The sequence below is a fragment of the Paenibacillus xylanilyticus genome (genome assembly GCF_013359935.1).
Lineage (GTDB): Bacteria > Bacillota > Bacilli > Paenibacillales > Paenibacillaceae > Paenibacillus > Paenibacillus xylanilyticus.
Window position 1 is genome coordinate 421,640 of record NZ_JABMCB010000202.1, and the last position, 24,866, is coordinate 446,505.

The window sequence follows — 24,866 nt, forward strand, 5'->3', positions numbered from 1 at the left end:
ATTTAGATGTGCTTAAGAGCGATATTGTACCCTTGACCAGGGTTATATTTTTATAAAGGACTAGATGATAATCCCTCTAAAATTGTAAAGGCGTGAGGTTTAGTGGACAGTAATGTCACACACGTTCCAAAGGAAGCCATCTCAACACATCTTGAATGGTTTTATCCCAAAATGCCCAATCGTGTACGCCCGGTTCTTCAGCGTAAGTGTAATCCAGTGAAGATTGCTCGAACACTTCCTTCAGTTCGACATTTAGATCGTACAGAAAATCATTTGTACCGCAAGCTTGGTAAAACGCGGGTTTCGGACCAGCTGCGCGATCACAAGACTGCACAAGATGATAAAGATCGTTATCGGTGCCTGTATGCGGTCCGTCTCCGAATGCGAGCCGTAGAAATGGAGGAAACTCACCTCCCGGACCCGGGCTCCAAAACGGGAAATTACCGGTCGACAGTCCAGCAGCAGCAGCAAACATGTCAGGCTTGCTCAGCGCCCATCTGTATGCGCCGTAACCTCCCATCGATAGCCCAGCAACAAAATTATCTTCGCGAGCGTCCGAGAGCGGGAACAAGGACCGGGCAATCTGAGGAAGTTCTTCCATCAGGAAGGTGCCATACTTTCCTCCGTACGCCATATCCGTATAGAAGCTTAATTGGACTTGAGGCATCACGACAGCAATTCCCAACTCGGAAACATAACGTTCAATTGATGTCCGTCGCATCCAGATCGTATCGTCATCGGAGCCGCCATGCAGCAGCCAGAGGACGGGATGCCGCTCCCGGTTGACGACTCCCTTCATTCCGACTTGCCCCGTAGTCGCCTGAGGGATAATAACGGTCATTGACGTGCTGAGTCCTAACGTTTCCGAGAAATAATTGCATCGCATCATTGCCATTGTACATTCTCCTCACTTTTGATGTATTGAACTAAACAACGTTTTTAATATATTGTAACGGAAGCGCTTTCCTAACCATATACAACAAATCCGACTAATTTTCATTTCATAATTCAAGTTTTCAGAAACGATTACCGAAGTAAGTACACAACTAGTGATAATCTCTCCGACTTGATCATTTTCATAATTTATAAAATTCTCTCGCATTGAGGCCGAACAAACGACTATGTTCCTGTTCCCCCCAATTTTCTGGAATCGCATGAAGGAGTATTTCCATGACCTGATCATATTCCGCAGCTAACAGACATACCGGCCAATCACTACCAAACAGCACTCGATTGGGTCCGAATAATTCCAATGTCTTGCGAATATAGGGAACAAAGTCTTCCAGGCTCCATCCTTCTCGACCATTTTCGGTTACCATACCGGATAATTTGCAATAGATATTCGGATAAGTGGAGATTTCGGCCAAGTAAAGAGACCAAGGCTCCATCTCTCTACTAAGAATGGGCGGTTTGGAGATGTGGTCAATAACGCCACGAAGCTCCGGCATTTGCTGTATAAGTTTTAGAACTAAATCCATTTGTTCATGCCTTAATAACAGGTCTACTGGTACCCCCTCATCAGCATAGCTACGAAGCGCGTCAACAAACTTTTCACTCAAAATAAGGGTGGGGTCGGGCATATCCTGGATCATAACTCTAAATCCTTTGAATTTTGGATGAAGTCGAAATTTCTCGAAGTGCTGCCTATGTTCCTTTTGGAGTAGGTCCAACCATCCTACAACCCCAAGAATAGATGGTGTCTGATCAGCGAGAGACAGGATGAAATTAGTCTCTTCAATCGCAGGTGCTGCCTGGACGACGATACTCCCGTCGATATGATGCCTGTTTAACATCGGCTCTAGATCCTTTGGTAAATAATCCCGATATAAGATGGGCAGGTCTGGAGTGATCCAAGAATAGTCCCCACGTTCAATCTTCCAATAATGTTGATGAGCATCGATTCGCATCAGAAATTGCCCCCTTCCCAATCTGACTAAACTATAGTTAATTTTATATCATAGAAGAAAGCAAAGTAATTGTTACTAAGTGCATTTTTATAGCTTATCTTGATGTTATTTACTCACGCTAAGGGAATTAGCACAGAGCTCCGAAACAAGAATAGGCACGTAATGTATCATAGCTAAATTCTTAAATTCGTTTGTCTGCCTCATAATGATGCCAAAGTTCACCTAAATTCATTGACGACCATAATAATCGACAGCCTTCAGGTTTTATTCGTTATTGTTATTGTTATTGTTTTCATTTAGTTCAGTCCGATCACTCTTTTATCCCATACTCTCTTCATAAAACACTACTGACATACTGTTGTCAGTAGCGTTTTTGTATAGTGATTAAGCGTGAAGTATTGAGAGACCAAAATAAATAGGATACTGAATTGTATCACTTATTAAAGGAAGGATGATATCTCGTGAATTTTGCTTCTGTACGCATCATTACTGATGACGTGGATCGCCTTGTCGAGTTCTATGAGAAAATCACGGGTGTTTCGGCAGAACGCCCTGCCCCAGTTTTTGCTGAACTCGTAATGCCATCATGTACCCTGGCGATCGGCCACTCCCAGACGGTACAACTGTTCGGCGCTGGTTCAGCAGTCGCGGCCAACAATCACACTGTCATCATTGAGTTCCACGTCCACGACGTCGATAGCGAATATAAGCGCTTGAAGCCGTTTGTCGATGAGTGGGTAAAGGAACCTACCACAATGCCATGGGGGAACCGTGCAATGCTGTTTCGCGATCCCGACGGCAATCTTGTTAACCTTTTCTCGCCCGTTACCGCGGAAGCAATCAAACTGTTCAGTGGTAGGCATTGACAGTCAGCTTAAGTGAGTGAGGCGAATATTGTAATTAGGTATTTTTACTGACTGATGAAAGAGACCATAGCGACCAGCTATGGTTTCTTCATTTTCCCTTGGATGCAACAAAACACAAGTTAATGATCTTCACAAGCCCGCCTATACCCTTGGTGTAGTAATTGAACTGTACCTTGGTCGTGTCCTTCCTCAACGACGAACTGGTCAAGCTTAGTTTAAAGTTTACCTTCATTCGTAAAATTCACATTGTTCCTTCGCCAGGTACAGTTAAACATTGGACATTACATATTTTCCTTTATCCAAGAACGCAGCTTATCAGCATAGAAAGAGCGTTCATCTGGATCGGACTGAGTACCCTGTGACAGATAAAGTTGATCGTTCACATATCTAGGGTACACATGAAGATGATAGTGCCAAACGTCTTGATTGCCAGCAGGCTCATTATGTTGCCGCGTAGAAATTCCTTCACATCCATATGTACTTTTCATTGCAAATGCTGTAAGCTGGGCCGCGCGGTGAATTTCAACTGCGTAATCCAGAGGGAGTTCAAAGATGTTCTCGAAATGTTGATTAGGAACAATAAGAACATGTCCTTTATTGTTTGGCCACCATTTGCTCGCTATAAATGCCGTTACCTTTTCATTCTGATAGATGATATCCTTTTGTTTTGTTCCCCGATCTGGTCCCTCGATGCCCCAAACACCGCAAAATGGACATTCGTATCCTTCCGGCTTATGTGAAAATGATACTGTCATCTTTCTCATTCAACTCCTTTCATATTTTTCCAACCAGCTATTAGACGCAGGCAACTTCTGTTCGTTGCGCTATACTGCCCGTTGACTTAATGAGTATTAGTTATATGTCTGGTCGAAGCCCCCAGGTCAGAAAAGTATTTTTTTCATCTTCAGCACCTGTTTAAAAAAACCAAAAAAGCCGCTATTATAGCGACTTTGAATGGAGCAACGTTCCAGACTCGGCACGCCTCTTTAATTTCATTTAAAACAGCTCTGTTACGTCTCTATCTTGTAAAAATACTTATATCTATTAAGCTCCCTTACAGCTCCAGATCTGCCGCCCGAGCGTTCGCTTCGACCTGCTCCGGAGTTTTGCAGCCTGGAATAACGCAGCTAACAGCTGGATGCTTCAGACACCATGCAAGGGCCCACGAGGCCATGTCGACACCTTCAGGTACTTCGTTCTTTTGGATTTCACTCACCAGCTTCAGCTTCTCATCTATCTCTTCGCGCTCGCGTCCCTTTCTGACATTGTCATTGAACACTACGCCCGGCTTGTATTTTCCACTCAGGTAGCCGCTCGCCAGCGGGACTCTTGCCAGCACACCAAGATCCTGCTCCAGGCATGACGGAAATACGTTCTCTTCCGGCTTCTGGTCCAGACGATTATACACAACCTGAATAGCCTTCGCATTCAACTCGGTAGCCTTGCTTGTTTGATGCAGATTATCATTGCTTCCGATTGATATACCGAGATTTCGGATTTTACCGGCCTGCACCTGCTTGTCCAGCATGGTCCACAGCTCGTCGTTATCAAACGCTTCATCCGATCCGGAATGGAACTGATACAAATCAATATAATCCGTTCTTAGAGCTTTCAAGGATTCTTCCAATTGAACGCGAATCTGACCAACGCTCCAGGCATTGGTCCAGTGATCATGCCACTGGTGACCGAACTTGGTTGCAATCACCCAATCCTCACGCCGGTCCCGGGACATAAAATCGCCGATAAAATTCTCTGACATATGGTGGGGTCCGTAGCATTCGGCCGTATCAATCAAATTAATGCCGAGTTCTTTCGCTCGGTAGAGAATGTCATCCACTTCTTTCTGGGTATAATCCTTGCCCCAGTCACCGCCAAACTGCCACGTGCCCACGCCTACAACGGATACATCCAGTTCGGTCTTGCCCAATCTTCTGTACTTCATTCTTCTCACCTCGAGATTTAATATGTTGGTCAAGTGACCAGATCGTACAATCGATATAATACCTAACCGATAACGCTTTCATGATAATGGATATCCGAATATTTATCAATCTAGAATCATTTCTGTTTTGTTATCCGAGAAGAGGGCTCCCGTCTATTAAAACATTTTTGAAATTAGCACCATTCGTCCAATTGTTGAGTATCGCTTTTCATTTTCTATGAAAAAAATGAGTAACCCCCGTCAGGATATCGGCTAGCATATCCTGACGGGGGCTTGGATTATCTTATATAAACAGAAAGATGGCCTTACTGCACCGCTGTAACCGTAATGTTATCCACATTCGGCCCTTCTGTGCCGGTTGTTACCACTTTAATGGTATTGCTTCCCGTGTTCATGGGGACCTGAATTGTTTTTTCACTCCAAGTCGACCAGCTTCCAGTTTCCGGAAAAGGCTCGTTGCTGATGACTTTGGTTCCGTTGACGAATATGTCGAGGTTACGCGTTCCGCTTTCCAGTGCATAACGAAACTTTACGTTTTTGGTTCCTGTTATCGCGTTATTGATGGCATTCCATTGAATGGTCGAATTTGTCAGAGCGTTGAAGTTAACATATCCGGAGCCTGTATATCCTGGATAGATTGTTTCAATGACAGCATCGGTAAGTGTGGTACCGGTCTCTGCCTCGTATGTGGTCCCAGTTCCTGGATTACCGCCACCGCTGCCAGAGATATTGGCTACAAACGTGGTTACGCTTTGGGCAGGAAGCTGTGCCGTAAAGGCTCCTCCTGACACTGTAATCGGTGTTCCGCTTGCCAGGTTTCGACTGCTATCCGTAACCCATGAGGATACGGTGGAGGCGTTACCGCCCTGCAAAACGAATTTTTGGCTTGTAGCCGAGGTGCCGCGATTAATCGCCACAATGACCACTTTGTTATCACCTTTGTAGGCTGAAACGAAAGTATTGGTATCTGGATTTTTGGTTGCATCTACTCTGCGATAACCTGGCCGTACAAATTTGGAGAAATGAGCCATATTATATCCGCGTTTGCTAATGGTGCCATCCTCATTCATCGGACCGTACTGTCTCCGAATGTACCACCATACATAAGCCTGGAAATCCCCTTCAACCATGGCGTTGTGCATATGGTAGGATACGTCCAATGCCTCTGGCCAGCGGTCCGCCGAGTTGTTATCACTGTTCGGGTAGTAAACTTCAGTCATCCACAGTTCTTTGCCGGCTCCTTTTTGCTTAAAGAGCGGGTATGCAAAGTCTTTGAACTGGGTTCCATACGTATGTGCTCCCAGAATGTCCATGTTGGCGAGTGCCTGAGGATCATTCAGGATGGGGTCAGATATGTTTTTCAAATACTGGAACGATTCAGGTGCCATGACCTTGGTATTTTGAATGGAGCCAGCATTCTCTTTCATGAAACGAAGGATCTCCTGTGGTGTCCACCAGGTCCAGTCATGGGCATAATCCGGCTCATTTTGTACCGAGATGGCATACAGGTCTACGCCATTGTTTTTCATATAAGTTACGAAGTCGTTCAGATGCTGCGCATACGCGGCATACTTGTCGTATTTCAGTCTTTTGGCGTTTGGATCCCCATTGTGGTTAAAGGTTTCGACCATGTCACTCGGAGGATTCCACGGTGAAGCAAATACGAGGGCGCCCTGTTCAATCGCTCTTTTCGCGGTAGCAACCTCTCTGTACCAGTTATTTCTATTTTCGTCGACATAGATTCTCAGAATGGAAAAACCAAGCTGATTCTGTCCGTTGCCAAAGGCCGTTTCACGTTGAGCTGCCGTCAAGTCACCGATCCAGGCTGGATGGTTAATTCCCCCAAAGCCCTTGATGATCTGTTTTTCGGAGGCCAAATTAATGTTGGCATCACTAGCTGCTGACACGTGTGTTGGGGTTAACATCAGAGGCAGAGCCGTTAAACAGGCCAATAAAATATGAACTGATTTTTTTAATTTCAATTTCAATATCTTCACCCTCCTCAACTTATTGTACAAATGAAAGCGTGTTCAACAATGTCAACTTTTTCAGCAGCCAATAGAAGTTTACTTACCACTTCCTCTCAAATTGCATTAAATGCAAATTATTTAGTTTTATTTGTAAATCTTACTATATTATTCTTAGGGCTAAAACCTGATAGATTATAGTTTATTTGCTGACTGTTATCTCTTTTAATAGAGATACAATTTTTTATATGAACGGTTCCCCCACTTCCATTGCAACCAGTTCCCGAGGAGAATATTTCCATCAGGTACCATACGCTTGGGCAGGGTCCTTCCCAACATACTCTCTTGCTGCGGCCAATCATCTTCAGACAAGCTAAGAAATTCACGCCTCACCTTTCGCCCCTCTGCCTTAGTAAATCAGTAGGTTGGATATAGTAACTGCCGTGAATTTTTTAAAATAATCTGCCCGTTAGTTGAATAAAAACAGCCAATCAAAATGACCGGCTGTCCTTCTTGTTTTTATGGGCTCGAGGCAAGTAGTAATTATGTCTGATTCTATCATTCCGCTTTAAAGCAAAATTTCAAAATTCTTGTTCCGTTATGAAATTCGCTCACAACATGGATCTCACCGCTATGGGCCTTCACAATATCGTGCGCACCTTGTAAATGCCCTTCGTTTCACAGTGTACCTGGAAGTTTTTATGAGACAGCTGCTTGATCCCGTCAATGAGCATTGAAAGCTGCCGGGTTAATCTTTTGCTGAACAAATAAGCGATGCAGAGCGCGATAAGGCTTTCCTTGCTTATAATTCGGTTCGGATATTTTAGCAAATAGCTAATGAGACCAAGTTCTTTCGGTTTGAGCTCGATGATTTCGCTGTTCTTCTTCAGTTCAAGTTTTTGTTCGTCAAACTCAAACCGACAAAAAGAAAATCGGCACGTTCGAAACACTGCGGATTTGTTTGCATACGTCATAGCCCTCACCGTCCGGAAGCATAATGTCCAAAATGGCGAGGTCGGGCTGCTTGTCCTGAAACTGAATCCAGCCTTCCTCGGCGGAAGTGGCGGTATACACATGTTCGAAGCCTTCCTTAACCAGCACGGTTTTCAGAAGCTTGACGATATCCTCCTCATCGTCCACGATCAGTATTTTTTGACTTAGCAGCAATTCGGTTCGAACCTCCTTTCTATAGGCAGGGCAAAAGAGCGGCAGCTTAAAACCTTCCGCTCTCTAGTAATCATCTTCCCCGCCCTGTCAATAAATAACCATATATTGAAACGAGCGTATTGGCCAGAGACAACCTTAATTTTAGTCTTCGGCAAACAATTTCGACATCGGATTCGTAATCTTTTTGTCTGTCGCGATGCTGCCTGCTTTGTCCAAGACGTAATATTGATAAAAGTCACTGCTAAAACTGATCCCACGCAGCATTTGCTCCGCAAACAATTCGACCGCATTGCTGCTTAAGGCTTCATCGTTCCAGAAAATATGCAGCAGCAGGCGATTCTGATTATATGGATGCTTAATGACGTAGGCGCCCGAAGATGTTTTTTGGTTCAACTTGTTTTTCCAGTCGAAGCCAATGGCCTCCGATTTTTGTATGATGCCAGGTTTAAGCGCCTGAATGAGTCCGTTGGTCTTGTAATTACCAATGGCAATGATGTTGCTGGTTCCGAGCTCCTTTTTCAGTATGTTCTTGAGTGTTTGCCGGTCGGAAATCACCTCGTATGGAGTGCCCATAATCCCAAGTGTTCCTTCAAGCTTTGACAAGATCGTTTGTTGCTGCTCTTTCGCTTTGCCGACGGCCTGATCGCTCAGCACAATGGTCAGCGGTTCGCCTTGCAGCGCCTTATCCACAATGCGGCTCATCGTTTCCGAGGGAAGATTGGGAACTTGGGTCAGAGACGAGTGATATGTGTTTTTGAACTGCTCATGCCAATACGCGGCTGCTTCCGCCTCAGACAATTGATATTCGGGTTTCAGCACAAAATCGGAATCATGCAGTATTGTGTCCATTTCCTTTCGCGCTTCATCATCAAGGGTATCCTGGATCGTCTGCAAAAGCCCTTGGATCGTCGCATTTTTATACTCGTACCGCTTGAAATATTCCTGCATGAACGAATCGAATTTGTCCTCGCCCACCATGCGGTACAACTGGTAGATGGCCTGGCGTCCTTTATTATAAAAAGTCGGACTTTCCATGTCACCCACTTCCGTATTGGTTGAGGCGATCGGCTTGTCAATCCATGACACATCATCGATTTGGATCGACTTGAACCCGTTCAGATCATCACCTTGTTTTTCCGCGAAATAGACCTTCGAAAAATCGGCAAGTCCTTCATCCAAAAACGATTCTGTCTCCGAGCTGTTGCCGATCAAGGCATGGAACCATTGGTGGGCGATTTCATGCACGAATACGTAATCATGTGCCGGATCGCTGTTCGGTTGGATTTGCCCCATTTGAATGACCCGGGCGAACTCAACCGCCACCCCCTCAACGTATGACTCTGCAATCCGGAATTCAGAGTAAGGGTATTTCCCATATTTTTCGCTAAAAAATGAAATAGCCTCAAAAGCGGTGTCGATGTATCCGTCGACGAGTTTTTTCTTGCCTGGCATGTTGTCTGAGTAATAATATTCAACCGTGAGTCCATCCCGCGTAACGCTCTCCACCTTATAATTCGGGCTGGCAAAGAAGACGAACTCCCGGGTGTTATCGGCCCTAGCGGTTACGATTTTGCGGCCGGGCTCCTTTGGGTCGGCCTGCGTCGTTATGTTTCCTGGCATCAGCATCTGATAGGCTTCCGGCACGTTAAAATGCACCTCGAAGTCTGACGAAACGTAATAATCGGATTCGAAGGTTTTACTGTATTTCGTTCTGTCCCATTCATGTTTGTTCTCGTCATAGACCGACATAACCGGGAACCAATGTGCACCGTTTATGATGTCTTTGTAGTACGAGAGACGCTGCATGCCGTAAGGGATTTTCACCTCAAAGCCGATTTCGACCGTCACTGCTTCGCCAGGCTTTAACTCCTGCTTCAGTTCAACGGTCAAAGCCTGATTGCTGTTCGAAAAGACCAAGGATTGCCCGTCTGCCGCCGCGCTCCGAATGTCAATGCTGCCCAGAAAGTCTTCCGGCTTCTTCTGTGGATTTTCTTTCTGGATCTCCTCGTTGTTTCGCTCAAACATTGAAGTTTGGGTCGCTTTGGACCGGTTGGCGTCTGCAAACGTATGGAATACGATCTCCTGCAGGGTATCATTGGAAGTGTTCCTATAAGTGACGGTTTCGCTTCCCTTGATGCGCATGTTGTTTTCGTCAAGCCGGGCGTCGATCCGGTACTGGACCGGAGCAAGAGCTTCTGCAGCCAAGGAAGACCGAGCGGATGAAGCCGCTGGCGCAGCTAAGGCTTGAGTGGCGTTGACCACGGGGAAGGCTGCAAGTGTAAAAGCCAGCGAATAAGCCAGCGCTTTCTTGGATACTGATTGGATGGTTGATCGATACATCAAATTCTCTCCCTCTAATATGTGTTGAATGGACTAGATCTGGATTCACCTTATGGAGTATTTCTTTTCAGCTCTGCTCAGCTGTTTGCCTGCTGTAAAGGTCGTAAATTCTATATTAAAGACCGCAGCTTACACTGTGTTAAACCTAACCTTACAGGAACCTTAAATTTACGCAAAAACCCTCAGGACGCCTTATTGCGTTCCTGAGGGTTATCATTTGAACTATCCTGTTATCATCAATTTGTAACCGTTTTTGAATTTCAACTAACGGCTTCGATTCTTGGTTTATCGCGAAGTAACGGTTAAACCCGTCAAATTGTTCACCTTAACTGGTACATTGAAGTCATCGACGTTAATATGACCAAAACCGCCTGTGGATTGATCAACCACCTTAATGTAAAGCTCCTCACCGATGTACTCCGACGCATCCCACATCTTCCGTTGATACTCTTCATAATTGGTGGCAGTCTCTTTGAATAACTCTTTACCGTCCGATACCCGGACCAGTGCAACATACAGCTTATCTATATCACGCCCGCCGCTAACCAAAAAATTGATTTTACCGTTCCCGCCAAGGACAAAATTCTGTGATTTTAGCGTTCCGGTTAAGCTATCACCCCCGGCTTCCTCGTTGAAGCCCCATAAGTGATAGCCACCCGGAATTTTTTGCGACGGATTAAAATATATGGTGTCCCAGAAAAACGGGGTATCTGTCACATGAACATCCGAGAAGGCGTCTCCTTCGGTTATCCAGCCAGTTAAGTCACCTGCAGCAAAATCATGGTTAGGCAAATCTGTAATATCGGTATACACCGAGTTATCCCAGTGATCAGGCACATCGACCGGAGCAGCCGCTTCCCCTGTTAAGGCATTCATATTCCATACTTCCATCGACTTGACAGTGATATCGTTGTCGCCCCAGACCTGCAATCCCAAGGAGTCGTACCTGCCAACGTAGACGCGGGTTGTCAGCTTTTTCTTGTAATTGGCAAAGGCTTCGACAACTGAACGATCAAGAAAAATATGCAGCTTCAAGTTTTCTCCGTCAAGATCCACATATCCGCCTTGAATGCCGTCCACACGTACATCCGGGTCAATGCTGCTCTTCGTGCGATCCACATTAAAAGTCCCGTTTGTCTTGTCGTAATAAATGAGTGTTTCCTCCTGGCCGTTATCGGAGCGCCGCACCTTGAGGCCGAATTTCCGGGCTTCGCCGGGATCAATTTCCATTACAATCTCCAGCATGTCGCCTTTGACATTTTGGATCAATTGATTGGCGGTTTCCAGGTTTTTGTCTGCAAAATCAACCACTTTATTTCCCCGAAGACTCTGCAATTCCTGTATGGGTTCGATCCGCAATTTATCTTGTTCATCCAGGCTAAGTGTAATCGGCAATGCTAAATTATGGGCCCATCCAGCTTGGTATTCAGCTTGAGGTGTTCTTACATTTTGAACCATGGAATAAACAACCGTTCTTCCGTCAGGTGTGACCATTCCACTCTCTGCAGTTAAATAGCCATCACCCACGTCCAATTTAGAAGGAGCCTCATGGTCAGGTATAAATTTAAAGTTATCCCGATCCCAGGTGCCAATCCAGTAAAAGACCTCAACGTCTCTTTGCACATCGGTCGCAGGAGGAACATGCTCTGGCTTTTCATGAGGGTTAATCATAAAAATATGCTTTTGCTTACCCGTACTGTCCTTGCCTAACGGCAGTAATACGGGAAGTTCCCATACCGTACCGAGCTCTGGATACTGGTTTCTGTCACTAATGAATAAAGGTCCCTTATACTCCCAGTTGTACATATCGTCGGACACATACACCAAAGCTGTGCCACTACTGAAATCTTCAAGGCCGGACGTCACTAACTGATACCACTTATCGACCTCTTCGTCGTACCATACAAATGGATCACGAAACTCGTTATGGATGCCATTCCCGTTCTGCTCTGTTACTGGCGCGGGATGTTTCACCCATTGTTCTAAATTAGGATCCGATACATTCGCTGGGGTCGCAAGCCCTGTTCTTTGGTTCGGAGACAAGGAGTCATTGCCGGCCGTATAAAAGAGAACGGGATTTCCATCGCGATCATACGCTGCACTGCCCGACCATGCGCCGTCAGGATCAAGGGTGCCCACTTCAGGAGCAAGAGCTGGTCTCACATTTTCCCAGTGAACCATATCGTCACTAACCCAATGTCCCCAGTGGATTTGATGCCAGAACGGACCCTGCGGGTTATGCTGATAAAATAAATGGTATTTTCCGTTATAATAAATCGGTGCATGCGCTTCATTCATCCAGTTTTGAGGAGGCATCGCATGGTACTGGGGGCGGTGCTGATCTCCATCAAACACACTTGGGTCTTCATCAATGTCACCATTCGGAATTACCGGAACTGCGCCCCCGTGAAGCGACGTCACCTCGTCGTATTCAGCTAGCAGCTCCTGAGCGGTAAGGGCTTTGTTCTGCAGCTTCACTTCATCAATGAGTCCGCTGAACATATTGTAGGAGAACAAGCCAGCCAATTCTACCGGTTTATTATTTTTTCCGATAATCAGACTTGCTCCAGATGGTGTGATCGGGACGTTGACTGGTGTTGCCTGGGAAGCCACTTCCTCACCGTTTAGATATAACTTAATCATTCCTTCTTTCTTATCGAAGGTAGCGGCCACATAATTCCACTTGTATTTTTCGAGCGGGTGATCCTTTACCCATACCTGAATCCACTGGCCGCCGATCCCGACCTGCATCGACCATGTGCCGTGTCGGTACATGCCAAGCGCGAAGCCTTCGGCTTTATCCTGATCTGACTGGTTTACAATCGCAGACAGCTTGTTCCCGTCCCCCCATTCGTAGCTTCGCGGGGCGACCCAAGCTTCAAGCGTAAACGCATCGCTTACAGGTATGATATCCTTTGTATTGATCTCAATATCATTTGAATATCCATCAAACAGCAAGGCGCCGCCTTTGACTCCGCGCGGAGTCCATCTCGGATCCTTCGAAGCCATGTATCTGGCGTTGTTAAATACATAGTTCACATCATGCTCCCGATTGCTTGCTTCTTCAAGCGCCTTCTTTCCTGCGCCTTCATCAAGACTCATATAGAAGATGGTCCCCTTACCATGAGCTTGAAAAGCATCAACCGCAATACTGGCTTGGTTGGATTGATCAACAACCTTGACATAGAGTTTTTTATTGTAGTGTTCCTGCATGTTCCAGGAAATTTTTTCGTTCGCACTAACATCCCCGGTCTTTTTAAGTAACGCATTTGTGCCCGCATCATAAATTGCGACGTAAGCGTCCTCCGGATCGTCGATATTCAAAACCGTAAAGGTAATGCTTCCGGTTCCCTGCATGATAAAAGTATTGGAAGTAATGGAGCCCTGTTCTTCCGCAGAAGACTTGGCAAAAAAGTTCCCTTCTTTACCGGCTTGAGCTTCCTGGGTTACTCGAAAAGCAGTACCTTCAGCTGTCCAGCCATCCAAATTTCCGGTTTCAAAACCGCGGTTTGTGATTTCGGCCGGGATAATGTTCTCTGCCATGACACCTTCATCCGGTACGGTTTCACTGAAGGTATTGAAGGCATCCGCAAATATCAGTCCCCAATCGGATGATGCATGATCTTCGATTTCAAGATACAATTTCTTTCCAATATACTTGGACAGGTCGGCTTTATATAATTCCATATTCGCCAGTCTCAGACCCTGCGCAGGATCCGGGAACCCGGACTCATTAAATTCACTGTTACCGTACCTGGCAATCAAGTCTCCCGTATCCGCTTCAATGACGCTCACATACCCTTGATTCGGATTCTTGCCTCCACCCAGTCTGAAGGTAATCCAGCCTGTTCCGCCCAGCTCGAAGGTGCTCGAACGAAGCACACCGGTCGCAGCCTCATTATATTGCCAGCCGTTCAAATGATAATTGCCTTCCTGGTTGTACGGGATTTGTTCATCCCAAAAGGTTGTGTCGTCCGATACACTGTTCGGACCAAATGCCTCACCTTCGACAACCGTCCATCCGGTTAAGTCCCCGGATTCAAAGCTGGGATTTTCGATCTGATAGCGTTTGAAATCAGGCTTGATATCCTTGGCGATAATTCCTTCATCAGGCTCGGATTCATGATACATGAAGAATGCGTCCGCAAATATCACTCCCCAGTCCGTGGTTGCATGATCGACGATCTCCACATAGAGCTTCTTGCCCAAATATTCGGAAAGATCTGCCTTATACTGCTCCATATTAGCTAACCGCAGGCCTTGTGTGGGATCCGGGAAACCAACGTCAGCAAAAGCGCTGTTGCCATACCTGCCAATAACTTGCCCCGTCCCGGCTTCCACGATATTGATATATGCCTTGTCAGGGTTCTTCGCACCGCCAAGTTTGAAGCTGATCCAGCCGCTGCCGCCAAGCTCAAAAGTGCTGGAGCGAAGCACACCAGTTGCTGATTCATCATACCTCCAACCGTTTAAATGATAATCGCCTTCCTGGTTGTATGGTATTTCTTCCGCCCACCAAACCTTTTCGTCCGATACGCTGTTCTCGCCGAAAGCATCGCCCTTGACTACCGTCCACCCCGTCAAATCTTTTGATTCAAACCCAGGATTTTGAATTTGATAGACGGAATCCATAACGGACAGTTCCGTTTCAGTCGTCGAAATTTGCCCCACCTCTTCATGTATTTCGGCTGCCATTGATATTTCAGGTACAGCAAGCTGGAGAAGCATTGTCCATATGATCATTCTTATCATCCAGGTTCTTCTTGTACTTTCATATTTCATTCAAGAGCTCTCCTTCACGATTTTATATTCACCGGAATTTTGACAGCTCCCCTTCTACAAGGAAGAATAATCATGAAGCATAAAGGAGAGTAAGAATAGAACGCTTCCATAAATGGGTCTTAGATCAGATTGCCCAAAGGGTAAGGAGCGCCTAAGCGCTCTGTTTACCAAATGGATTTCATCTCCCATATATCCAACGATTTAACCAACAGTTCCCCATCTCCCCAAATCTCAAGTCCCAATGCATCCAGACGGCTTGGATACACCCGGGTTGTCAGGCTTTTTAATCCGTTGGCATAAGCTTCGACCATAGAGCGGTCCATATAAATGTGAAGCCTTAGATAATCTTCCAGCAGTTCAAGCTTACCGCCTTGCACACCTCTGCACTTTTCTCCCGGATGAAGGGTGGTGTTTGTTCGATCTACCAAGAACATTGATTCGTTCATATCATAAAACAGAAGGGTCTCTTCTTCTCCACCTGGCGTACGACGTATCTTTATTCCAAATTGTTTTGCGCTAACCGGCTCCATTACCACTTGAATCTCAAGCATGTCGCCTTGGACCTCCTGCAGCAGTTCGTTCGCTTCAGCCAATGTTTTGTCATATAACGACAACCGCTTAGCACCTCGTAATGATTCAAGTTCCTGAATGGGTTCAATCCCCAGCCGTCCGTCTTCCCGTAAATACACACTTAACGGTAAGCCGCCATTATGAGCCCAGCCCGATTTATATTCCAACTCCGACGTTCGGTCACCTTGTGCTATCGTAAATACGATCTTTCTGCCAGTCTTGGGATCTACCATTCCGCTAGGGCCAGTAAAATGAAAATCACCAACATCAATCAACTGAGGCTCCTCTTGATCAGGAATAAATGATAGTTCTTGCATGTCAAGCTGCCCGATCCAGTAGAATACCTCGACGTCCGCTCCCTGTCCCACAGGGCTGACTAACAGGAGAAATTTGTTCTCCCCCTTTGGGTTACGACCTAAAGGAAGAAGCACAGGAAGCTCCCAGATGGGCCCAAGATAAGGAAACTTTTGAATATCTGCTTTAAAAAAAGGCCCTTTGTACGTCCAATTCAGCATATCCTGGGACACAAAGGCCAGCGCGGCTCCTCCCTCGTCTTCAATACCGGACCCGACCAAGGCATACCAGCCATCATCATCCTTCCATACGAACGGATCCCGGAAATCTCCGAATGCACCCATTCCTTTCTTCTGCACGATCAACGGCTCCGGATGTTTGACCCAATGAACCAGATCCGGATCGTTATCCATGGGATAGGTGCTTCGGGCAAGGGCCACGCTCTGATTCGGCGAAGCACTGTCATTTCCCGCCGTGAAAAATAAGACAGGCAAACCTTCAGCATCATAAGTTGCACTTCCCGACCAAATCCCGTCCGGAGCGAGCTGATCTTTTTCGGGAGCCAAGGCCACAGGAAGATCCCGCCAATGTACGAGATCCTTGCTTACCCAATGTCCCCAATGGATTTGATGAAAAAACGGGCCAAGGGGGTTATGCTGATAGAACAAATGATATTGCCCGTTAAAATAAATCGGTGCATGGGGCTCGTTCATCCAATGCGCTGGTGGGCTGACATGATACTGCGGTCTATGGCGATCCGGTAGCAGCGGCGTCCGATCCAGCTGAATATCCTCATCATTTAATTGCGGATGGGCTCCTCCGTGGTCGGTGTCTATCACATATCGATAAGCATCAATCACCTCCTGCTCGCTCAGAGCCCGATTATAGATGTTGAGTTCATCAAGCATACCGCTGAACATGTGAAGGCTGAATACATCTGCCAGCAGGCTGCTGTGATTGTTTTTACCGATGAGCAATTCCGTGTCTACCGCCTCGACCAGCCGGGAACCACGAGGTAGATCAGTCGAAGCGACTTCACTGCCGTTTAAATAAAGCTTCATGATGCCTTCGTTCCCATCAAATACTGCATTCACGTAAGACCATTCGTTCTTGGGAAGTTCATGTCCGTCAGGTGCCCAAACTTCCTTCCAATCCCCACTCTCCAGACCGACTTGAAAGGACCAAGAGCCATGACGATACATCCCGAGCAGATATCCCTGCTTGCGATCCATGTTGTGGTGGTTCACAATGGCAGATAACTTTCCTTCATACCCCCATTCATAAGAACGCGGTGCAAGCCATACTCCAATACTTAGCTCTGATCGGTACTGGTACGTGATGTTCGGATCTTTCTCGTGAATCGCATGGGCAATATAAGTCGAGTAACCATCGAATAGGAGTCCATTTCCCAACACTCCTTTTCTCCACTGCGGGTCGCACGGTTCGGTAAATTCTGCTTGATTAAAAACATAATGAATACGATCCCGAACTTTCGATATGCTCTCCATAGTGTTGGATCCTGTTCCTTCGTCAAAGGTCCAAGACATTATCAACCCCTGATTTCCCAAAGTCATATTTCCCCCCTCCTTAATGTCTGCTTTATGACATCTTTAGAAGCATGAATCGACTGAAGAGCATGGATATGCAGCAGGTTCAGTTTCGCTTGTCCCGATTTCGTAATAATAGAAATGCTATCCATTGGCGCGTCGGGGAAAATCTGATCGGTCAACACAACCAGGCCATCATTCCCATACACTTCAACTGCATTGCGATCCAGCCAGATATGCAACTTAATCTTCCCGTTCTCTTGGGACATGCTGGCACCGTGGTTGCATGGAAACGATGAATGGAAGTCAGTCAGTCCCGACTGCGTACGGTCAATGAACAACCACTCGCGCATCGAATCATATCCAATAACCGTTTCACTCTCCCCGGAGGATTTCATGATGATCTGTACCTCGTCACTGGAACCCATATCAATGTCGGCTTCAATCTCAAGCAGATCATCGCTAATTTTTTGACTAAACGGTGTCTCGGCCGTCACTCTGACATCAGACCAACTCATGAGGTCTTTCCGTAACTGCTCTATTTCTCGAACAGGCATTTGGGTTAAAACGACCCCTTCATCCTGACAGCTTAATGCCAAGGTCCGAGGCAGAGTCATTGACCCTCTCCAAATACCTGTTGGCGTCTCGTTGGCATATTTCCAGTTACTCATCCATCCAATGATCACGCGCCGTCCGTCTTCCTCAGGTATATCGGACCAACTGACCCCGGCATAGTTGTCCCGACCATAATCTAGCCACATGATGTGATCAGCTGAGTTATCGTTAATGAACTTCACTCCATCGAACTCACCGATAAAGTATTGTGTACGTGAGCCTTCCGGACAAGAAGGATTATCCCCTATGCTTATGATAAGCACCCACTTGGTACGCCCCGTATCATCGATAGGCAATTCAAAGAGATCTGGGCATTCCCAAACACCGTCGTGGGAACCTTCCTCTTGACCGAATACACTGACGAGCGCCCAATCAATCAAATTTTCCGATCGATAGAAACGAACATGGTCCCCCGCGACTATAACCATAATCCATCGCTTACTTTCTGCATGCCAGAATACCTTAGGATCCCTGAAGTCAACCAGATCAGGTTCGGCAAGGACCGGATTCCCCGTATATTTGTGCCAGGTTTTTCCTTTATCGCGGCTGTAAGCCAAGCTTTGCCGTTGTCGAGGCTGATCAGTCTCCGGATATGTATCCGCATGAGTAAAGATTGCAATCAATCCATGGTGACCTTCAAACAGCCCGCTGCTATCGTTCCAGTCAACTACACAGCAGCCAGAAAATATTGCTCCATGCTCATCAGGAAACAAAGCGATTGGTGCATGCTGCCAGTGAATCAGATTCTCACTTACGGCATGGCCCCAGTGCATCGGGCCCCATTGGGTACTAAAGGGATGGTTCTGATAAAACAGATGATATTCGCCCTCGTAATAAACTAATCCGTTCGGATCATTCAACCAATGGGTGGGAGGAGAGAAATGAAATCCCGGTCTGAAACTGTCCATTTTGAACTCTTTATTAGAGTCTATCATTTTGTTTATTTCATCTGTCGTTGGCATAGATTGGAGAGCTCCCTTCCGTGTTGTTACTACTGCACCGCCAGCATTGGCAAACGTTAACATGTCGATGATTTGCTGTTTTGTCAGCTGATTTAATAAATTCCCGATTTCCAGCAACTTGGTTAAAAAACAGCCCAGAAACGCGTCGCCAGCGCCTGTCGTGTCGATGGCTTTTACTGGAAAACCTGGAGCATATCCATCATGAGCGGTCATCCGGTAATAGGAGCCTCTATCTGCTAACGTTACGACAATCAAGGGAATCCCAAATTGTTGCTGCAGTTCCAAAGATCCTTTTTCGATGTCTGTTGTACCCGTGATAAAGCCAAGTTCTTCTTCCGATATTTTCAAAATGTCGGTATACGGCAAGCCCCAAAGGATATTCTGCTTCGCTGCCTCTTCAGTCTCCCATAGCGAAAGACGGATATTCGGATCGAATGAAAGCAGTGCACCAGCCTCTTTGGCCTTAACGACAGCTGCTCTCGTTGCCGTCCGTGCGGGCTCATGGGTCATCGACAATGATCCAAAATGCAGGACTCTGGCGTTCTCGATCAAATCGAAAGGAACATCTTGTGAGGATAAAAAGGTATCCGCTCCTGGCTTCCGAAAAAAACTGAATGACCGGTCGCCGTCATCATCCAAGTGAACAAAGGCTAGCGTTGTATTCGCTTCATCGGTAAATGAGAGCCCTGATACATCAACCCCACTGCTAAGCAAGGCTTGGTGCAGTAACGAACCGAAACGATCCTCTCCAATTTTGCTGATTAATGCAGCTTTGGCTCCCAATTGGGATAGCGCCACTGCTACGTTAGCCGGTGCCCCTCCTGGATTACACTCATACTGTTCGGTGCTTCCCCCAGCAGAATCCACTGGCGTAAAGTCTATCAACACTTCTCCTATAGCTATAACATCAAGCACAACTTCTCTCCACCCATCGTTTGTTAAATTATTTTTTTAAAGTTGCGTTATATCGATCCAGCCCGTTTTGGTAGATTTCCATCAACTCGTTCAATCCCATTTTCTCTAATGTCTTCACATAATTGTCCCACTGCTCATCCACGCCGCCCTCGACAATGAACTTACCTCTTTGGGTATTTACATATTTAATCAGCTCGGACTCAATTCTATTAATTTTGTCCAGCTCCTCCGGTTCAAAGAAGATACTTGGGTAGCTTTCCTTCTCCATGTAAGGCTCGTAATATTTTTCCAAATCTTTAGCGCGCTGTTGTGCCCTAGGCTCCATGTCTACAACTTTTCCGAAGTCGTCGATCGTAATGACACCTGGTCCGCCTGTGCCCGGAGCTACTTTTTGACGAAATTCTCCTGCTGATGTCCCTTCAGGTAGGGGCAAGTTTACCAATTTCCCATTCTCATCCTTCTCGAACACAACATCCAGCGGGCCCCAATGAATTTGAGCTGCCATGTACGGTTCATACTGCTGATCGATCCAGCGCATCGTAATTTCTGGGTTCTGGTTTTCCTTCGTGATCACAAACGCACCACGACCGGGGCCACCCCCATTGCTTCGTCCAATGGTTTGGGCACCATTAGATCCTTTTAACGGAGACAACAATGCATAATCCTTTCCTCGATCAGGTCCAACAACTTCCTCCACCTCCCACCAGATATAGGAGCCGAGCGTTTCGTCTGTTGTTTTGCCTTTGGCCAGATACTGCGCTGCGTCCTGGGTAAAGGATTCAGGATCAATCAATCCCTGCTTATACCATTTCTCATTAAAATATTTAAGGGCTTCCTTATATTCGGGCTGCGTCGCAGTAAAAATAACTTTTCCATCGCGAACAACCCGGTGCTCCAGATTATCCGGCAGTCCAAACGCTCCGAAAATCCCTGCAATATCCATACACCACTGCATATGCATAAAGCTCAATGGGATCTCGTCGGCTTTTCCGTTTCCGTTTGGATCCTGAGTTTTAAATGCAACCAGAGCTTCCGTATATTCGTCCAACGTCTCAGGCATTTTCAAACCCAGTGTGTCGAGCCACTTTTTATTAATCACATGGAAGAAGGGGTTGGTTCCAAGGTTGTTCTCCTCCCAAGAAGGCAGGCCGTAAATGTGCCCATCAGGTGCTGTGATGGAGGACTTGATATCAGGTCTGCTATCTAAAAGCGCTTTCAGATTAGGTGCATATTGCTCAATTAAATCCTCCAAAGGAATGATGGTTCCGTCTTCACCGTAATTAATGAGTTCGTAATCTGTAAAACCAGCCCCGTAAAATGCATCTGGTAAATTTCCGCTTGCGAGCAAAAGGTTTTTCTTTTCTGCAAAATCAGTGTCCGGGATATTCTCCCACTCGATCTTAACGTTGGTCTGCTCTTCAAGACGCTTAAATATTTCCATTTGCGCATACTCCGGTGCTAATGCAGCTTTCGGGGATACCATTTTTAAGGAAATCGCTTCTTCAACGATCGGAAGACCGGTTTTGTTGAAATCGGCAGGTTGGTTGGAAGTCTGTTTCTTCGATCCCCCGTCTCCTGAACATGCACTTAGTGCAAATGCGCCAGTCAGTATTAAAATTCCCGCACTTTTAAATACAGATTTCATGATGCATAAACCTCCCAAGAATTTATTCCAATCTCTGGTCAACTTTTTTCATCTTTGTTGGATCCGGTTTGCAGAGACGTATAAATCTCCCGTACATCCCCCCTTTCAAGTACTTTGTCAATATCATCCCTTGATCGAACCGATCATTACGCCTTTAACAAAGTACTTTTGAAGGAATGGGTACAAGATTAGCAGCGGCAAACTGGATACAATGATGACACCGTATTTGATAAGTTCAGTAACACGCATCTTCGCCGCGTATGATTCTACATCCACCATCATGCCGGAGTTAACCTGGTTCTGGACAAGGATATTGCGAAGTACCAGCTGAAGTGGATACTTGCTTTCATCATTCATATAAATCAAAGCATCGAAGAAACCGTTCCAGAAACCAACAACATGGTACAAAACCATGACAGCAATGATTGATTTTGACAAAGGCATTACGATGCTCCAGAAAAATCGGGTGTTTGAGCAGCCGTCAATTGAAGCCGCTTCCCACAATTCATCCGGAATGGATGACTGAAAAAACGTCCTCACGATAATGACATTGAAAACACTGCCGGCTCCTGGAATAACTAGAGCCCAGATGGTATCCAACATCTGAAGGTCCTTAATCAACAGATATGTGGGAATTAGCCCCCCACTAAAAAACATGGTGATCATCAAAAACCACATGATTACCGATTTGCCCATCAAATTTTTACGAGCCAAAGGATAGGCTGCAAATACGGTAACGGCTACACCAATCAGCGTTCCTACACCCGCATAAAGAATGGAATTTGCATAACCGATCCAAATCGAAGAATCGCTGAAAATTCGAATATAACCATCTAACGTGAACCCTTTTGGAAACAACCAAACATTCCCGGAGTAGATCTGATTTGGATCACTGAATGAAGCAATCAACACAAAATACAACGGGAATAACACGAGAAGCATAATCAAGCTCAATAAAACAAGGTTGATCACGTCAAACCAAATGTCCCCTCTGCTTTTTCTTTTCAATAATTGATTCAAATTAAACTCTCCTTTACCAAAGGCTGGTTTCTGTCAATCTTTTGGCAATTCGGTTGACGGTGACAATCAGGATGATATTGATCACGGAATTGAACAGTCCAACTGCCGTGGAAAAACTGTATTGTGCTTTCTGAATCCCCATCTCATAAACATAGGTCGGAAGAATATTGGAAGTGGCGTAGTTCAAATCGTTTTGCATCAGAAACGCCTTCTCAAAACCAATGCTCATGATGTTCCCTAGAGCGAGAATCAGCAAAATGACGATTGTCGGTAAAATACTTGGAATATCCACGTACCATACTCGTTTCCATTTACTCGCTCCATCCATAATTGCTGCTTCGTGAAGTTCCGGATTGACTCCCGCTAATGCAGCTAGGTAAATAATGGTGGCGAAACCCGTCTCTTGCCAAATCCCTGACAATATGTACAAGGGTCGGAACCATCCTTCGTCCGCCATGAAGAGAACTGGGTCACCGCCAAGCCAGGTGATCAAGTGATTCACCAAACCGCTGTTGGGCGATAAAAAAACATGGAGCATACCTACGAGCACTACCGTAGAAATAAAATGCGGAGCATAAATGACGGTCTGGATAAATTTCTTATACCGCTTGCCTAACATCTGATTCAGCATGATCGCAATGATAATCGGAACCGGGAAACCGAATAGGAGTGATAGGAAGCTAAGCGATAGCGTATTTGTTATGATGGACCAGAAGTTATAGGAATCAAAAAAATCAATGAAATGCTGAAAACCTACCCAATCGCTCCCCCATATTCCCTGACTTGGTGAAAAGTCCTTAAAGGCAATTTGTACCCCGTACATCGGGTAGTACTTGAATACGGCATAAATAATGATGATTGGCAGCAGAAACAGATACAGTTCATAGTCACGTTTGACCCGAGCCCACGTTTTACGTTTCACTTGGCTTCCGGGTTGATAGCTCGCGGAGTCTTTTGGATTCACCCTCATATGTCCTCTCTTTGTTGATATATTGAAACGTTTCCAATTTTAATTGAAACGTTTCCAACTTAAAGTTTAAAAAAACATCCCTGCTGCATATCCATCTACTAATTAGATAACTGAATCGGGGTCTTACTTTGATCGCTAGAGGAGATCACCGCTAACGATCATTTGTATAAGTTAAGTAGTCTCTCCCTGTCTGAAATACACAGGCAATCGATATACTTCCTTCTCCAAAGTTACCCCTTCGAATTTTTGATAAAGAAGTCTGATTGTCGTTCGTGCCATCTCCTCAACAGGTTGCCTAATGGTGGACAATATGGGATGGAAATAGGGATGATCCTGAATCCCGTCATACCCAATGACTTTAACATCTTCCGGAACGCGAAAACCCATCCTTCCTGCCCTGTCAATGTAGTTGGCAGCCAGTAAATCGGTAATAGCGAAAATTCCATCCACATCGGGATGCGTTTTGAAAAACTCGTCAAAGTAGGCATCGTCGTCCATAATGGGGTCTGGCTTTTCATAGATCACATAGTCGACTTCCATTTTTTCGGCCTCGTCAACGAACCCTTTTCTGCGATTCATGGTTTCACTAAAGACGGAAGTGACGCTTCCCAAAAAGGCCGGTTTTCGGGCACCTGCCTTGACCAGTTCCCTTAAAGCCAGACGTCCTCCTTCATAATTGTCCGAGGTCACACAGGTGATTTTCTTGTTAAAGTGTCTGTCAATACTTACAATCGGGATGTTATTCCTCACACTGCTTTCAATATCATTGTAAGTAATACCGACTATGCCAGCCACTTTGTTTTGCCGAAGCATATCCAGATAATAGAGTTCCTTTTCCGGCTTGCCTCCGCTATTGCACAGCATAAGCTTGAAGCCTTCGAGATCCAGTTCATCTTCAATGTAGTAAGCCAGTTCAGAAAAGAAAGGGTTCCATATACTGGGGAGGAGCAATGCTACTGTCTTTGATTTTTGCATCTTAAAATTACGAGCGATTTCATTAGGAAAATAATTTAACTCTTTTATGGCTTTCTCTACTTTTTTGCGTGTATCAGGCTTTACGGCTCCCGAGTTGTTAATGACGCGGGAGACGGTTCCAACAGCTACGCCAGCTAGACTGGCTACATCTTTAATACTTGACATCTAACCCCCCACTTAGCTCTGTTATGAAAATCATAATAACATCAAGTTGGAAACGTTTCAATATTTATTTTGAGAGCGATACCAAAATTATGAGGACACAGTGAAAACATGAATATTCAACCATCCATCTTGTCTACGTCTGACCTGTATGAGGTACACCAATAACCGTTGGCGTAAAAAAAATGCACCCCAAAATTTCATCGGATAAACTAAGGGT

At 45.7% G+C, this 24,866-nt stretch carries 14 protein-coding genes and 1 pseudogene; 1 reads left to right on the plus strand and 14 read right to left on the minus strand.

What is annotated here, in order from left to right; all coding sequences use genetic code 11:
- Positions 1-115: 115 nt before the first annotated feature.
- Entirely contained in the window at positions 116-895 is a 780-nt protein-coding gene (locus HP552_RS28590) for an alpha/beta hydrolase (RefSeq protein WP_175398750.1), read from the minus strand.
- A 181-nt stretch (positions 896-1,076) separates the two neighbouring features.
- Positions 1,077-1,907 carry an amidohydrolase family protein gene (locus HP552_RS28595; protein WP_175398751.1) on the minus strand — a complete coding sequence of 277 codons (831 nt, stop codon included), beginning with the start codon at positions 1,905-1,907 and terminating at the stop codon, positions 1,077-1,079.
- 461 nt (positions 1,908-2,368) lie between these two features.
- On the opposite strand from HP552_RS28595, the gene HP552_RS28600 reads away from it, so the two are divergent.
- Complete coding sequence (locus HP552_RS28600; RefSeq protein ID WP_175398752.1) at positions 2,369-2,773, plus strand: VOC family protein; 405 nt, start codon at positions 2,369-2,371, stop codon at positions 2,771-2,773.
- Positions 2,774-3,054: 281 nt separating this feature from the next.
- On the opposite strand, the gene HP552_RS28605 is transcribed toward HP552_RS28600, so the two are convergent.
- From HP552_RS28605 to HP552_RS28665, 12 genes and pseudogenes are all read right to left on the minus strand, one after another.
- Entirely contained in the window at positions 3,055-3,537 is a 483-nt protein-coding gene (locus tag HP552_RS28605; RefSeq protein WP_246311098.1) for an HIT family protein, read from the minus strand.
- Positions 3,538-3,827: 290 nt separating this feature from the next.
- Positions 3,828-4,715, minus strand: a complete 888-nt coding sequence (locus HP552_RS28610) for an aldo/keto reductase (RefSeq protein ID WP_175398753.1) — start codon at positions 4,713-4,715, stop codon at positions 3,828-3,830.
- 305 nt (positions 4,716-5,020) lie between these two features.
- Positions 5,021-6,703 carry a glucuronoarabinoxylan endo-1,4-beta-xylanase XynC gene (gene xynC / locus HP552_RS28615; RefSeq protein WP_175398754.1) on the minus strand — a complete coding sequence of 561 codons (1,683 nt, stop codon included), beginning with the start codon at positions 6,701-6,703 and terminating at the stop codon, positions 5,021-5,023.
- Between the two features lie 767 nt (positions 6,704-7,470).
- Positions 7,471-7,849 (minus strand): annotated as a pseudogene (locus HP552_RS28620) (response regulator transcription factor); the annotation flags it as partial.
- 141 nt (positions 7,850-7,990) lie between these two features.
- Positions 7,991-10,189, minus strand: coding sequence for a M1 family metallopeptidase (locus tag HP552_RS28625; protein ID WP_175398755.1), 2,199 nt, complete (start codon positions 10,187-10,189; stop codon positions 7,991-7,993).
- Positions 10,190-10,474: 285 nt separating this feature from the next.
- Positions 10,475-14,971 (minus strand): GH32 C-terminal domain-containing protein, encoded by a 4,497-nt coding sequence (locus HP552_RS28630; RefSeq protein ID WP_246311099.1) that lies wholly within the window; start codon positions 14,969-14,971, stop codon positions 10,475-10,477.
- 164 nt (positions 14,972-15,135) lie between these two features.
- On the minus strand, positions 15,136-17,409 hold the full coding sequence (locus tag HP552_RS28640) for a GH32 C-terminal domain-containing protein (protein ID WP_175398756.1): 2,274 nt from the start codon (positions 17,407-17,409) through the stop codon (positions 15,136-15,138).
- A complete protein-coding gene (locus HP552_RS28645) occupies positions 17,406-19,874 on the minus strand; it encodes a PfkB family carbohydrate kinase (protein ID WP_175398757.1) in 2,469 nt (822 codons plus the stop codon). Before HP552_RS28645 ends, HP552_RS28640 begins: the two co-directional genes overlap by 4 nt.
- A gap of 28 nt (positions 19,875-19,902) precedes the next feature.
- A complete protein-coding gene (locus tag HP552_RS28650; protein ID WP_175398758.1) occupies positions 19,903-21,519 on the minus strand; it encodes an ABC transporter substrate-binding protein in 1,617 nt (538 codons plus the stop codon).
- Between the two features lie 123 nt (positions 21,520-21,642).
- Entirely contained in the window at positions 21,643-22,539 is an 897-nt protein-coding gene (locus HP552_RS28655) for a carbohydrate ABC transporter permease (RefSeq protein WP_175398759.1), read from the minus strand.
- Positions 22,540-22,552: 13 nt separating this feature from the next.
- Entirely contained in the window at positions 22,553-23,509 is a 957-nt protein-coding gene (locus tag HP552_RS28660) for an ABC transporter permease (protein ID WP_175398760.1), read from the minus strand.
- A gap of 171 nt (positions 23,510-23,680) precedes the next feature.
- Positions 23,681-24,649 (minus strand): LacI family DNA-binding transcriptional regulator, encoded by a 969-nt coding sequence (locus HP552_RS28665; RefSeq protein ID WP_175398761.1) that lies wholly within the window; start codon positions 24,647-24,649, stop codon positions 23,681-23,683.
- Positions 24,650-24,866 lie beyond the last annotated feature (217 nt).